Below are 13,962 nucleotides of genomic sequence, written 5' to 3'. Positions count from 1 at the left end.
AATATATTTACAATACAATGGCTGTTTTAGGGGTGGCATCAATTAAGATACAGCCCGTTTTTTGTTGGAGTTCTTCAAAACTTAAACCCTCTATCATTTCGGTCACAAATGCCTGATTCTCTTTTAATTCAATAATGCATAAATCGGTATAGATTCGATTTACACACTTTGCACCCGTTAAAAGGTAAGTCAGTTCCTGAACAATTTTAGGCTGATTATTTTTGGTCATATGTTCCATACATACATAAACCTGACGTGCACCTACTGCCAAATCCATTGCCCCGCCTACAGCAGGAACAGCATCTACAGAACCACTATGCCAATTGGCCAAATCACCATTTACTGCAACCTGAAATGCGCCCAAAATACAAATATCTAAATGACCGCCACGCATAATATCGAAAGAGTCAGCTGAGTGCATAAAACTTCCGCCTCCCCACATACTGATGAGCTCTTTCCCTGCATTGATCAAGTCCTCATCGGCTTGTTCGGATGAGCTTAAAGCCCCAAAACCTAGAACTCCATTTTCTGAATGCAAAATAATTTCATGTTCAGGATTCAGGTATTTTGCGACTTTTGTCGGTAAGCCAATTCCTAGATTGACGTATGAACCAGCTTTAATATCTTGGGCAACACGTTCTACAATTTGTTCACGGCTACGTTTTTGAATAGTCATTTAATATCTCCAACTCTAACCACATGCTGAACAAAAATTCCGGGTGTAATGATGTGTTCTGGATCTAGATGACCTAATTCAACGACATCGTGGACTTGAGCAATTGTGGTTTTGGCCGCTTTGGCCATAATCGGACCAAAGTTTCGAGCAGCTTTACGATAGATCAAGTTACCCCAACGGTCAGCTTGGTGAGCGTAAATTAAGGCATAATCGGCATGAATGGGATATTCAAGTACATAGTTTTTCCCATCAATACAGCGTGTCTCTTTACCTTCAGCTATTTTTGTACCGTAACCTGTAGGAGTAAACACGGCTCCAAGTCCTGCACCCGCAGCCTGAATTCGACATGCCAAATTACCTTGTGGAACTAAATCCAACTCAATTTTCCGTGCTTTATATAAATCTTCGAACACAGTGGAATTACTGGCTTTAGGAAATGAACAAATCATTTTTTTAACCAAACCCGCACGTAATAAATTGGTTAAACCACGGTCACCTGAGGCTGCATTATTATTGATCACGATTAAATCTTTTGGACCAAAATCAATTAAGGCTTCGATTAACTCTACAGGTTGGCCTGCTAATCCAAAACCACTGGTCATGATGCGTGCACCATCTGGTATCGACTTTAAAATAATCTCAATATCCGTAGTGACTTTATTAATCATACTGTTTCCTAATACTTTTTAAGTTTCAAGATTTCAATTAATCTGCTTTTTGTGGGTCAAATAAACGATCTTTAATAAAGAAGGCTGGAATTAAACCACAGAGGAAGTAAGCCACACCCATAATCAGCAAACCTGTACCAATCGAACCACCTTGAGCAAAATAACCAATTGTTAAAGGCGCTAATACCGCACCTAAACGACCAACGTTATATGCACCACCTACTGCTGTTCCGCGCACTTTGGTCGAGAAACTTTCAGTCATATAGGTCGCATTAATTCCATATGGAATACCGTACAAAAATCCGAAAAATAGCATTAACCATAAAATGTTGTCTGGTGTATTACCAAATACAATAATCGGAATAAAAATGGCAGTCCCTATCGTACCGAAAGTAAAGACTGCTCGACGACCTATTTTGTCGGCAATAATGCCCGCAATGACTTTGGTACACATCATGATCAGGAATGTACCGATCATGTACATGGTCATTTCTTTAAATTTAATGCCTAAGTCTAATTCTAAATATGCAGGCAACCAGTTACTTACTCCGTAATAACCGAATTGTAGGAATGCTGTGCTAAATGACCATAAAATAAACATACGACGACTTAGAGCATCTTGGAAAATCATTTCAAAGGTATTTTTAGGTTTTTGTTCTACCATTCCGCTTGCTTTTTCATTTAAGCGTTTGCGACGAGATTCCATCCAAGAAGCCGGTTCAGGCACTAAAAAATGCATAGCCACTGCAATAACGATGGGAATAATCGCAATATAAAATAAATATCTCCAACCAAATTCTGGCAATAACCAACCCGCTAAAAGGGTGGCAACAACAGAACCTAAAGTCCAGCCTGTCATTAGACCCGCCAATACTGTCGAACGGTATTTTGTGGGCACATATTCTGCCATTAAGGTATTACAGGCAATATAAAGTGCACCCAAACCAATTGCAGAAATAAAACGCAGCCATTTGAATTGTTCATAACTTTGTGCAAATCCAAGCCAACAAGTCAGCAAGGAAAATAAAGCAATCGCAATGACAATGACGCGTACTCGTCCAAACCTATCACAAGCCCAGCCACCAAAAAATCCACCAATCGCCATCCCGGCAAGCGTCCAACTTCCTAAAGCACCCGCTTGAATATTGCTTAAGCCAAATTCCTGTTTTAAACTGGTCAAACTGTAAGACAAAAACGCAATATCAGCCCCATCTACCAATAAGGCCAAAAATGAAAAAACAAATGCAATCATCCATACTTTGTTTTTAGGTTTTTCTTCACGGTTTAATACCATCTGTTCTGTGTTAACTGTCATCAGCTCTTCCCTATTCTTGTTCAAGCACTCCTGTGCTTTACAAATTTTTAAAAACTTGATTTCATATTTAGAATTTGATGCAGCTTAAAAGCAGATATTTTTTGATAAAAATACACAGCTTAATATGACATCCATTCAATACTTGTAGTCTAAAATCAGAATAAAAATAAAATTCCTTATGGCGAAATTTAATTTCAAATAATGATTTTTTATTTCGTTTTTAAAAATAAGTGAAAAATAAACCAGTAAAATTTACTGGCTTATTTTTAAATTTCTTAATTACAAAAAGCAGCAATGCCTGTTTGCGCACGACCTAAAATCAAAGCATGCACATCATGCGTCCCTTCATAGGTATTCACCACTTCTAAATTCACCAAATGTCGTGCTACCCCAAACTCATCACTAATGCCATTGCCGCCCAACATGTCTCGTGCCAGTCGTGCAATGTCCAAGGCTTTACCACAGTTATTGCGTTTAATCAGTGACGTACCTTCAACCGATGCAATCCCTTCATCTTTCATACGACCAAATCGTAAAGCCACTTGAAGGCCTAATGCAATTTCAGTTTGCATATCAGCCAGTTTCTTTTGGATTAGTTGATTGGCTGCCAACGGACGACCGAATTGTTTGCGGTCCATGGTGTATTGATGTGCCATGTGCCAACAAAATTCTGCTGCTCCCATCACCCCCCAAGCAATACCATAACGGGCACTGTTTAAACAGGTGAATGGACCACGTAAGCCACGTATCTCTGGAAAGGCATTTTCTTCAGGGACAAAAACATTGTCCATCACGATTTCACCTGTGATGGAAGCACGTAAGCCAACTTTACCGTGAATGGTCGGTGCGGATAGCCCTTCCCAGCCTTTTTCCAAGATGAAACCGCGAATCTCACCTACGTTGCCTGTCGCAGATACTTCTTTGGCCCACACCACAAACACATCTGCAATCGGACTATTGGTAATCCACATTTTTGCACCAGATAGACGGTAACCGCCTTCTACTTTTTTGGCACGGGTGATCATGCTGCCTGGGTCTGAACCATGATCGGGTTCAGTTAGGCCGAAACAACCAATGTATTCGCCTGTGGCAAGCTTTGGTAAATATTTTTGTTTTTGTTGTTCAGAACCGAATTCATTGATCGGCACCATCACCAATGAGCTTTGTACACTGGCCATAGAGCGGTAGCCTGAGTCGACGCGTTCAATTTCACGGGCCACTAGACCATAGCTGACATAATTTAAGCCTGAACCCCCGTATGTTTCTGGAATGGTCGGACCCAAAAGACCCAATTCACCCATTTCACGGAAGATCTTGGGATCGGTTTGTTCATTACGGAATTGTTCTAACACACGTGGCATGAGTTTGTCTTGGCAATAGGCGTATGCCGTATCACGAATCATGCGTTCATCTTCAGTTAATTGTTGTTCAATTAAAAATGGGTCTTGCCAGTTGAATTTTACATTTGAAATCATTGTGATGTGTCCTTTATTGTCGCTATTAGGCAGTCGCTTGTTTAATCATTTCACGGGCAATAATAATTTGCTGAATTTGTGTCGTTCCTTCATATAAGCGGAATAAACGCACATCACGATAAAAACGCTCAATAGAATATTCGCTAATATAGCCTGCACCACCATGAATTTGTAAGCAACGATCTGCAACACGACCACACATTTCTGTCGCAAACATTTTGGCGCAAGAAGCTTCAGTGGTGACATTTTTGCCTGCATCACGCAGTCTTGCAGCATCCATGACCATACATTTTGCTGCATAAATTTCTGCTTTTGAATCGGCTAACATACCTTGTATGAGCTGAAAATTAGCAATCGCTTGACCAAATTGTTTACGCTCTACAGCATAATTCAATGCATCATCCAACATACGTTCTGCCATGCCCACACTGTAGCCTGCAATATGTAAACGACCTTTGTCCAAAACGCGCATCGCTGTTTTAAAACCAATGCCTTCTTGCCCGCCAATCAGTTGATCTTGATGCACGCGGCAATTGTCAAAAATGACATCACAGGTATAAGAACCATGTTGTCCCATTTTCTTATCAATTTTACCTAAAGATAAACCTACTGTACCCGCTTCAACCAAAAATGCAGAGATTCCTCCTGCGCCTTTAATCTCAGGATTGGTACGTGCCATAACCGTAAAAGTTGTGGCACGTGGTGCATTGGTAATAAAGCGTTTTGTACCGTTTAAAATATAATGATCGCCCTCTTTGGTTGCTGTCGTTTTTAATGCAGCAGCGTCAGACCCTGAATCTGGTTCAGTTAAGCAAAATGAGCCAATATATTCACCACTGGCATAACGAGGTAAATATTTTTGTTTTTGTTCTTCAGTTCCGTCAATCAAAATACCACTTGAACCAATCCCATTATTGGTTCCAATCAAAGAGCGAAAAGCCGCAGAGGTTTTACCCAGTTCTAGGGCCACTAGAATTTCTTCTTCCATGGTAATGCCCAAACCACCGTATTCTTCAGGAATGGTCAAACCAAATAAACCCAGTTCTTTCATTTGATTAACAATATGTTCAGGAATAGCATTACTTTCCTCAACCTCATGCTCTAAAGGCACAAGTTCATTTTTTACAAAATCTCGAATAGTTTCTAATAATTGTTCAAGCATTTCTGGATCACGGATCATGTCTTACTCCATTTGTTCACTTTTAAGGTAAATTCCTTTACCTGTTTTTAATTTCACAATACGAAATAAATAACCATAATAAACCATAAAATGCAATACAAAAGATAAAATAATTATTTTTTATACAAAAAATATTGAGTTTTAGCTTAAATAGGATTAATTTGGATAAAAATAAAATTTCGCATTACGAAATTATAGGAGTGATAATGAAAAAACCAGTAACAATGGAATGTATCGATCAACATATTGCGATCGTTAAAATTGACCGCCCTGAAGCGAAAAATGCCTTAAACACCGAAGTTCGTAAGCAACTTGCACAGATTTTCTCTGAACTGGCTTTAAATGATGACATTCGTGTAGTAATTCTCACGGGTGGAGAGTCGGTATTTGCAGCAGGTGCAGATTTAAAAGAATTGGCCGCGGCACAGACCACAGACATGTATTTGCGTCATACAGAACGTTATTGGCAAGCGATTGCCCATTACCCAAAACCTGTTATTGCTGCGGTAAATGGCTATGCCTTAGGCGGTGGTTGTGAGTTAGCCATGCATGCCGATATCATTATTGCGGGTGAATCTGCGCAGTTTGGACAGCCAGAAGTTAAAGTCGGAATTATGCCGGGTGCTGGCGGTACACAACGATTATTCCGTGCAGTTGGGAAATTTCATGCCATGCGCATGATTCTGACGGGTTGTTTAGTTTCTGCACAAGAAGCCTATCAAATGGGCTTGGTTACACAAGTCGTACCCGATAGCGAAACCATTGATACAGCCCTTAAAATGGCCAAAACCATTGCACGACTTCCACCGATTGCGCTTGAGCACATCAAAGAAGTCGCTTTAATGTCAGAAGATGTTCCATTAAATGCAGGTTTAAGTTTGGAACGAAAATCTTTCCAATTGTTATTCGACACCGAAGATCAAAAAGAAGGTATGCAGGCTTTTATTGAAAAGCGTCATCCAAAATATCAAGGCAAATAAATTATTCAGGGAAAAATTGTCATGACCATTCAAATTGCGACTATTGGCATTATCGGTTCGGGCATTATGGGTACAGGAATTACTCAAATTGCGCTTCAATCAGGTCATCAAGTGTATTTGTATGATGCCAAAGCAGGTGCAGCACAAATAGCATCTGAAAAATTACAGCTTACCTTACAAAAATTGGTCGAAAAAAATAAAATAACGACAGAATCTGCACAGCAAGCTTTAGCAAATTTAGTGGTTGCACAAAATTTAGATGATCTTAAAAACTGCGATTTAATTATTGAAGCGATTGTTGAAAATTTAACGGTGAAACAAGAATTAATCAAACAGCTAGAAACATTCATTCCAGAAACAACCATTATTGTCTCCAATACATCGTCGCTGTCGATCACTGCAATTGCCTCACAAAGTCAACATCCTGAACGAATTGCAGGTTATCACTTCTTTAATCCAGTGCCATTAATGAAAGTGATCGAAGTGATTCCAGGTATTCGCACTCAACCCGACATTGTCCGTATTTTGGTCGATCTGTCTTATAAAATGGGACATCGACCTGTAGTGGCCAAAGATACTCCAGGGTTTATTATCAATCATGCGGGGCGCGCTTATGGCACAGAATCTTTAAAAATTTTGAATGAAAATGTCGCCAATATTCACGAGATTGATCGTATTTTAAAACACACACTTGGTTTTAAAATGGGGCCTTTCGAACTGTTGGATTTAACTGGGCTGGATGTGTCACATCCCGTAATGGAATCGGTTTATGAACAATATTATCAAGAACCACGCTACCGCCCTAATGTACTCACCAAACAAATGCTGGTGGCTAAACAACTAGGTCGTAAAACCGATCAAGGTTTTTACTCTTATGCAGCAGGACAAAAAAGAGATGAACAGTTAGCGGTAAAAGTTGATAAATTATCACAGTACCCTGCTGTATGGATTGCAGCAGATTTTGCAGCTGACCGAGAATTATTGACCCATTATCTTACTACCCATCAAATTGAAATCGATATTCAAACATCCCCTGCCAAAGATAGTCTAATCCTAGTCGCAAGCTATGGCGAAGATACCAGTTCAAGCATACAACGCTTAAACCTTGATGCGACTCGCACCGTTTCAATCGACTTGATCAATGGTTTAAATACCCATCGTACCTTAATGCCTAGCCTGATTACCCAAGACAAATTTCGTCAAGCTGCGCATTCCATCTTTAATTTAGATGACGGTGAAGTAACTCAAATTCAGGAAAGTGTCGGTTTCGTCGCACAGCGAGTCATTGCCATGGTGGTCAACTTGGCTTGCGATATTGCCCAACAAGGTGTTGCTACAGTAGACGATATTAATGCTGCGGTTCACTTAGGCTTAGGCTATCCGCATGGCCCGATCAGCTGGGGAGATGTGCTAGGTCCTGCTAAAGTTCTGCTGATTTTAGAACGTATGACGCAAATTACCGCAGATCCACGCTACCGTCCAAGTCCATGGTTACAACGTCGGGTTAAATTAAATCAACCTCTAACGTTTACCGCTTAAAATTTTTACCAAACTACTTTTATATCCAAATACTTCAAGGAAAGAAAAATGTTAAACGCTTATATTTATGATGGATTACGTACTCCTTTTGGTCGTCATGCAGGTAGCTTAGCCCCGATTCGCCCAGATGATTTAGCTGCTTTGGTGATTCGTCAACTGGTAGAAAAAACTGGCATTCCAGGCAAAGATGTAGAAGATGTCATTTTGGGTAATACCAATCAGGCAGGCGAAGATAGCCGCAATGTTGCACGTCATGCTGCTCTTCTAGCGGGATTACCCGTCACTGTTCCGGGCCAAACCGTTAATCGTTTATGTGCTTCAGGCTTAGCTGCCATTATTGATTCTGCGCGTGCCATTAGCTGTGATGAAGGTGATCTCTATATTGCGGGCGGTGTCGAGTCAATGACACGTGCGCCTTTCGTCATGGCAAAAGCTGAGTCTGCCTATAGCCGCGAGGCAAAAATTTATGACACCACAATCGGCGCTCGCTTTCCAAATCCACAGATTGTGAAGCAACATGGTGGTCATAGCATGCCTGAAACCGGTGACAATGTCGCATTAGAATTTGGTATTAGTCGCGAACAGGCAGATACATTTGCAGCAGCATCACAGGCAAAATATGAAGCAGCCAAACAAGCAGGATTCTTTGAAGGTGAAATTGCCACAGTAGAGGTTTCTCAAGGTCGTAAACTTCCTGCAAAATCTGTGACTGAAGATGAGCATCCGCGTCCTAGTTCTAATTTTGAAACCTTGCAAAAACTAAAGCCTCTTTTTGAAGGTGGTGTGGTGACGGCAGGAAATGCATCGGGTATTAATGATGGTGCAGCAGCATTACTCATTGGCAGTGAAGCAGTTCAGGCAAAATATGGTCTAAAACCTATAGCAAAGATTTTATCTGCAGCAGCAGCAGGTATTGAGCCACGAATTATGGGTGCAGGCCCCATCGAAGCCATAAAAAAAGCCGTTGCCCGTGCAGGTTTAACACTTGATGATATGGATATTATTGAAATTAATGAAGCCTTTGCATCACAAGTCTTGTCTTGTCTCAAAGGTTTAGATGTCGCTTTTGATGATATACGTGTAAATCCAAATGGTGGGGCGATCGCAGTTGGTCATCCACTTGGGGCGTCAGGTGCGCGTTTAGCATTAACCACTGCGCGTCAGCTACAACGTACAGGAAAAAAATACGCAGTAATTAGTTTATGTATTGGCGTAGGACAAGGTTTGGCTATGGTGATTGAAAACGCAAATTAATCCTTAGCTTCTAAAATATTCAATCCATTGATTCAACTCATTTATAAGCGGTGAATTTCATTAAGCCGCTTATTTTATATTCTTAAATTAATATTTAAAGATACGATCATAAATGCATGATTATTTATCTAAATACATTTAGAAACTCAGACATTTATTTTGTATCGTGAAATTTAATTGTTATTATATTTTATAATTATCTATTTGATTGCACTATCATGACATTAAAAAATAAATCAGATGAAAGTTCAAATTTCGATGCAATACGCTTAGACCCAATTTCGCATATTCATCGTGAAAATAACCCCCAATTCATTGCGTCTATTGCACGGGGCTTAGAAATTCTACGTTGTTTTTCTTCGACCAATCAACTCTTGGGAAATCAGGAAATTGCACATTTAACCAATCTTCCTAAACCCACTGTAGCACGTATTACCAGCACATTGGTGTCACTGGGTTACTTAAAGCAATTACCCAATACCACCAAATATTTGCTCGATGTTGGTGTATTGGCCTTAGGTTATTCAGCATTATGTAATATTTCAGCACGCACGCAAGCACAACCATTTATGGAGGAAATGTCGACTTACGCACAAGCTCCCGTAGCCATGGCTACACGTGACCGTTTAAACATGATTTATTTGAATGTGATTCACACTGATTCAACCATGACCATGCGTCGCCCAATTGGTTCAACATTGCCTATTCACAGTAGCTCACTAGGTCGTGCATGTTTAGCAGCCATGGATGAAAAAGAACGACATTATTTATTTGATGCGATTAAAAAAAGAAATGAAGAAAACTGGCCAAACATTAAACGGAATTTAGAACGTTCAGTCCGCGATTATCAAGATTATGGTTACTGCCTTTCAATTGGTGATTGGACGAAAGATGTAAATTCAGTGGCGGTGCCTCTCATTCATCCGCAACACGGTATTTTGGTCTTTAACTGTGGTGCACCGAGCTATTTGCTCGATCAGGAAAAACTTGAAAATGAAATTGGGCCTCGTCTCATTCATATGGTGAATAATATCTCCATTACGTTGAACAATAATTAAGCTCAATTTTTATTCATTAGCGGCAGTCAAACACACATTAAAAAGCGCCAAAATGGCGCTTTTTTCATCTAAATTATCTGGAAGATTAATTAGATGAGAATACGTTATTATCTAAATTAATCAGTACCTCACTATCTTCTAAAATATTGGCAGCATGCGTTTTGGTTCGATGCAGCAATTTACTATAATAAAACTGTGCAGTAATCCATTTGGATTGATAAAACTGATCGGTTGAACCTCTTTCAATTTGACTTTGTGCAATCTGTGCTGCCTGTGCCCAGACATATGCCAATGTGACATAACCTGAAAAATACAAATAATCTACCGATGCTGCACCGATTTCATTCGGATTTATTTTTGCTTTTTTGGCAATAAAATCTGTGAGCATTTTCCATTCGTTTAATAATTCAGATAATCTATTTAACAAGGGTTGAATACTGACTTGATTTTGATGTTGTAGAATAAATGTTTCAATCAGATCGATAAAATGATTTAAAAGTGTTCCTTCTGATTTTAAAATTTTACGTCCCAATAGATCAATTGCTTGAATTTCAGTCGTGCCTTCATATAAACAGGCAATCCGCACATCTCTTGCCAATTGTTCCATGCCGTGTTCAGAAATATAGCCATGACCACCCAACACTTGCATGCCATGTTTCGCAGATTCTGCGCCCATTTCAGTCATGAATGCCTTGGCAATCGGGGTAATTAGAGCCAAAAAATCTTCGATTTTTTTCTTTTCAGCTGCGTCTTGTGTTACTGAAGAAATATCAACCCACTGTGCAATGGTATATGTGAGAATTCGTCCGCCTTCAGCAAATGCTTTTTGGGTCAGTAACATACTGCGAACTGCGGGATGAACAATAATTGGATCTGCCGCTTTTTCAGGATGTTCTGCACCGCTCAGTGCACGTAAAGCCAAGCGATCTTTGGCATAAGCCAATGCGCCTTGATAACTGGCTTCAGCAATTGCTAGACCTTGAGTCGCAGTACTTAAACGCGCGCCATTCATAAAGGTAAACATACACACTAAACCTTTATGCTCTAGGCCAATTAAATAACCACGTGCGGCATCAAAATTGAGAACACAAGTTGCATTGCCGTGTATTCCCATTTTGTGTTCAAGCGAACTACAAACGACAGGGTTACGATCGGCTAGATTACCTTCAGAATCAACGTTAAATTTTGGCACAATGAATAGCGAAATACCGCGTGTTCCTGCAGGTGCATTTGGTAAACGTGCTAATACAATATGCACAATATTTTCTGCTAAATCATGATCACCTGCGGAAATAAAGATTTTTTCACCACTGATCGCAAAGCTTCCATCTTCATTTGGTGTGGCTTTAGTACGCACTTGACCCAAATCTGAACCCGCTTGTGCTTCAGTTAAGCACATTGTGCCCGTCCACTGCCCACTGATTAATTTTGGCAGATACATTTGTTTTTGCTGGAGTGTGCCATGTTGATTAATCGTTCTCATTGCGCCGTGAGATAAACTTGGATACATCCCCCATGCCCAGTTACAAGCCGTGGTTATTTCCTGAATTGCGGTACGTAACACGTTTGGTAAACCCTGACCACCAAATTCTTCTGGTGCAGTTAAAGACGGAAAACCCAGTGCAACATATTGTTGATAAGCCGCTTTAAAGCCGTCTGGTGTGGTCACCTTGCCGTCATTTAATGTACATCCTTGACGGTCACCCACTGCATTCAAAGGTAAAATTTCATTTTGACAAAAATCTGCAGCAACGTCTAAATAGGAATTAAATAATTCAGTGGAGACTTTGTCTTGATAATATTCTAAGCCTGCATAGCATTGTTCAATATTCAGCACTTCATTTAAGACGAAATTCATATCTCGACGTGGTGCAATATAATCTGGCATGACTCAATTCTTCCTTGTGATAGACACTACAAACATTGCATTATTTAAAAAATTTGCTGTCCAAGTTTTATTGTGATGTCTGAAACAGACCTTTCATATCCATAAAAATATAAAAGCTTAATCAAACAATTAATTTCGCATTACGAAATAATATTCCATAAAAATAATATTATCTACAAAAAAAATGTGAAATCCTTTCCTCCGATGAATAAACAATCAAGAAAAATTTAAAATATGTTTAAATATTGGATGTTTAGAAATTTTTACTTTATTTTTGATATTCAAGTGGATAAATATCTCCAGTGCTAAAATAATGTTGAGTTTAATTTAAAACTCATTTTTAAGAAAAATCATTGGTAAAATTAAAAAAATTATAAAAATTCTGCAATACAAAATTTTATTTTATTAAAATGCAAATTATGTTATTTTTCATATAAAGGATAAATGAGCAAATAAGGAATCTAATCATGTTATTAACAGATCAATATTCAGGCATAGATGCACTCAATGCTCTAAAAAATGGTGAAATTCCGCATGCACCTATGGCGAAAACCATTCCTATGAAACTGGTCGAGGTAAAAAAAGGATATATCGTCTATGAGGTCACCCCAGGCGAAGAACACATTAATTTACAAGGTGGAGTTCATGGCGGATTTTGCGCTACCGTTTTAGACAGTGTTACTGGTGGTGTTGCACATTCATTAATGGACAAAAGTCATCGTTTTGCAACTGTGGATTTGAATATTAAAATGATTCGTCCGATGCAAGTAGGAAAAACCTATCGTGGAATTGGCAATCTCATTAATGCAGGACGAACGATTGTCATTACAGAAGGTAAAATTATTGATGAAAATAATAAAATTTATGCCAGTGGCGCTGCAACTTTAATGATTATTCGAAAATAAGAAAAAACCGTATTCAATTTCCAAATGGATGTTGGATGCTCTCAATACTTCATTTTAAATTTTCACACTGGTTATTATCCAACGTCTTTAGCAATATTATTCACCATATGCAATAAACGTGGTGCAATTTCATTTTCTAATTTTTCACGGTTTAAAATAAAACTTGGGCCACCACAGTTAAATACCAACAATCCATGCTGCTCATGATAAAAAGGTACAGCCACGGAATTGACGTCTTTATGCCAATCCCCGACTGAAAAACAATAACCAAAATCTTGATAATCTTTAAAAGATTGATTCAATGCTCGCTCGATGCTTAGCCATTGATCCTTATGTTTGGCACGAATGGCATTAAGTAAAAATTCACGCTCATCTTCAGGGATTGTAGCTAAACATGCACGTCCGATTGAGCTTAAATGGATCGGCAAATAAGTTCCGACCTGACGTTGCATGGTCATACTTCCCTTACCTTGAACGACATCAAGATAAATCATATTTAATCGATCACGCGTGGCCATTGCAACAGAAGCTTGTGCATAGTCTGCCAATTCTTTCATGTACGGTAATACAATGGATCGAATCGAAATATTCGACAATAAAGAATATCCAAATGACAGCACACCTATAGAAAGCTGGAATTTGGTTGAATGAGGAACTTGTTTCAGATAACCCAAGCGCGATAACGTATGGGTTAAACGAGTAATAGTGGGTTTCGGCAACCCTGTCATTAGAGAAAGTTCTTGGTTACCTAAGTGTTGGTTTTTAGGTGTAAAACAACGTAATAATTCCAGACCACGAGCCAAAGCCGTAATATATTGGCGATCATTTTCATCTTGCATATCCTCAATCGGATCTAAAAGTTCATGCCTTAATGGTGCTATTTGCTTTTCAATCTGTTCAGAATCTGTTATTTCATTCATTTATATGGCCTAAATTCTTTTATTTTGTTTCGCATTGCGAAAATTATATTATAAATGTTTGATGAAACAAAAATACACTCTTGATCGCGATCAACTTAATTAAA

12 protein-coding genes are annotated in these 13,962 nt (G+C 39.0%); 5 read left to right on the top strand and 7 right to left on the bottom strand.

Annotated elements, in window-relative coordinates:
• Window positions 1-7: 7 nt before the first annotated feature.
• The 5 genes from H0S58_RS06040 to H0S58_RS06020 form a co-directional block, all read right to left on the bottom strand.
• Entirely contained in the window at window positions 8-676 is a 669-nt protein-coding gene (locus H0S58_RS06040) for a 3-oxoacid CoA-transferase subunit B (protein ID WP_195727436.1), read from the bottom strand.
• The gene (locus H0S58_RS06035; RefSeq protein WP_092721058.1) at window positions 673-1,344 is read right to left on the bottom strand and encodes a 3-oxoacid CoA-transferase subunit A; all 672 of its coding nucleotides are present in this window, start codon (window positions 1,342-1,344) and stop codon (window positions 673-675) included. Before H0S58_RS06035 ends, H0S58_RS06040 begins: the two co-directional genes overlap by 4 nt.
• A 37-nt stretch (window positions 1,345-1,381) precedes the next feature.
• Complete coding sequence (locus tag H0S58_RS06030; RefSeq protein WP_227592263.1) at window positions 1,382-2,659, bottom strand: MFS transporter; 1,278 nt, start codon at window positions 2,657-2,659, stop codon at window positions 1,382-1,384.
• A 275-nt stretch (window positions 2,660-2,934) separates the two neighbouring features.
• Window positions 2,935-4,134, bottom strand: coding sequence for an acyl-CoA dehydrogenase (locus tag H0S58_RS06025; protein ID WP_195727435.1), 1,200 nt, complete (start codon window positions 4,132-4,134; stop codon window positions 2,935-2,937).
• 25 nt (window positions 4,135-4,159) lie between these two features.
• Window positions 4,160-5,314, bottom strand: coding sequence for an acyl-CoA dehydrogenase family protein (locus tag H0S58_RS06020; protein WP_195727434.1), 1,155 nt, complete (start codon window positions 5,312-5,314; stop codon window positions 4,160-4,162).
• Between the two features lie 206 nt (window positions 5,315-5,520).
• Between H0S58_RS06020 and H0S58_RS06015 the strand changes: the two genes are divergently transcribed.
• The 4 genes from H0S58_RS06015 (at window position 5,521) to H0S58_RS06000 (ending at window position 10,145) form a co-directional block, all read left to right on the top strand.
• Window positions 5,521-6,294 carry an enoyl-CoA hydratase gene (locus tag H0S58_RS06015; protein ID WP_092721194.1) on the top strand — a complete coding sequence of 258 codons (774 nt, stop codon included), beginning with the start codon at window positions 5,521-5,523 and terminating at the stop codon, window positions 6,292-6,294.
• A 21-nt stretch (window positions 6,295-6,315) separates the two neighbouring features.
• On the top strand, window positions 6,316-7,833 hold the full coding sequence (locus H0S58_RS06010; protein WP_195727433.1) for a 3-hydroxyacyl-CoA dehydrogenase: 1,518 nt from the start codon (window positions 6,316-6,318) through the stop codon (window positions 7,831-7,833).
• Between the two features lie 48 nt (window positions 7,834-7,881).
• Window positions 7,882-9,087 (top strand): 3-oxoadipyl-CoA thiolase, encoded by a 1,206-nt coding sequence (locus H0S58_RS06005; RefSeq protein ID WP_195727432.1) that lies wholly within the window; start codon window positions 7,882-7,884, stop codon window positions 9,085-9,087.
• A 218-nt stretch (window positions 9,088-9,305) separates the two neighbouring features.
• A complete protein-coding gene (locus H0S58_RS06000) occupies window positions 9,306-10,145 on the top strand; it encodes an IclR family transcriptional regulator (protein ID WP_195727431.1) in 840 nt (279 codons plus the stop codon).
• 85 nt (window positions 10,146-10,230) lie between these two features.
• Here H0S58_RS06000 and H0S58_RS05995 read toward each other — a convergent pair whose 3' ends face one another.
• Complete coding sequence (locus H0S58_RS05995) at window positions 10,231-12,033, bottom strand: acyl-CoA dehydrogenase C-terminal domain-containing protein (RefSeq protein ID WP_195727430.1); 1,803 nt, start codon at window positions 12,031-12,033, stop codon at window positions 10,231-10,233.
• Between the two features lie 467 nt (window positions 12,034-12,500).
• Here H0S58_RS05995 and H0S58_RS05990 point away from each other — a divergent pair, with 467 nt between their 5' ends.
• A complete protein-coding gene (locus H0S58_RS05990; RefSeq protein ID WP_195727429.1) occupies window positions 12,501-12,938 on the top strand; it encodes a PaaI family thioesterase in 438 nt (145 codons plus the stop codon).
• Window positions 12,939-13,012: 74 nt separating this feature from the next.
• Here the strand turns inward: H0S58_RS05990 and H0S58_RS05985 are convergent, their stop codons facing one another.
• Entirely contained in the window at window positions 13,013-13,858 is an 846-nt protein-coding gene (locus tag H0S58_RS05985) for an IclR family transcriptional regulator (protein WP_195727428.1), read from the bottom strand.
• Between the last annotated feature and the right edge of the window lie 104 nt (window positions 13,859-13,962).

Origin of the sequence: Acinetobacter sp. TTH0-4 (genome assembly GCF_015602665.1) — a bacterium.
Lineage (GTDB): Bacteria > Pseudomonadota > Gammaproteobacteria > Pseudomonadales > Moraxellaceae > Acinetobacter > Acinetobacter albensis.
Note: the sequence above shows the minus strand (reverse complement) of the source record. Positions and strands in the feature narration are given on the sequence as shown.

Coding starts and splice junctions, on each gene's coding strand:
- H0S58_RS06040 (WP_195727436.1), bottom strand. CDS start 676: ATGACTATTCAAAAACGTAGCCGTGAACAAATTGTAGAACGTGTTGCC.
- H0S58_RS06035 (WP_092721058.1), bottom strand. CDS start 1,344: ATGATTAATAAAGTCACTACGGATATTGAGATTATTTTAAAGTCGATA.
- H0S58_RS06030 (WP_227592263.1), bottom strand. CDS start 2,659: ATGACAGTTAACACAGAACAGATGGTATTAAACCGTGAAGAAAAACCT.
- H0S58_RS06025 (WP_195727435.1), bottom strand. CDS start 4,134: ATGATTTCAAATGTAAAATTCAACTGGCAAGACCCATTTTTAATTGAA.
- H0S58_RS06020 (WP_195727434.1), bottom strand. CDS start 5,314: ATGATCCGTGATCCAGAAATGCTTGAACAATTATTAGAAACTATTCGA.
- H0S58_RS06015 (WP_092721194.1), top strand. CDS start 5,521: ATGAAAAAACCAGTAACAATGGAATGTATCGATCAACATATTGCGATC.
- H0S58_RS06010 (WP_195727433.1), top strand. CDS start 6,316: ATGACCATTCAAATTGCGACTATTGGCATTATCGGTTCGGGCATTATG.
- H0S58_RS06005 (WP_195727432.1), top strand. CDS start 7,882: ATGTTAAACGCTTATATTTATGATGGATTACGTACTCCTTTTGGTCGT.
- H0S58_RS06000 (WP_195727431.1), top strand. CDS start 9,306: ATGACATTAAAAAATAAATCAGATGAAAGTTCAAATTTCGATGCAATA.
- H0S58_RS05995 (WP_195727430.1), bottom strand. CDS start 12,033: ATGCCAGATTATATTGCACCACGTCGAGATATGAATTTCGTCTTAAAT.
- H0S58_RS05990 (WP_195727429.1), top strand. CDS start 12,501: ATGTTATTAACAGATCAATATTCAGGCATAGATGCACTCAATGCTCTA.
- H0S58_RS05985 (WP_195727428.1), bottom strand. CDS start 13,858: ATGAATGAAATAACAGATTCTGAACAGATTGAAAAGCAAATAGCACCA.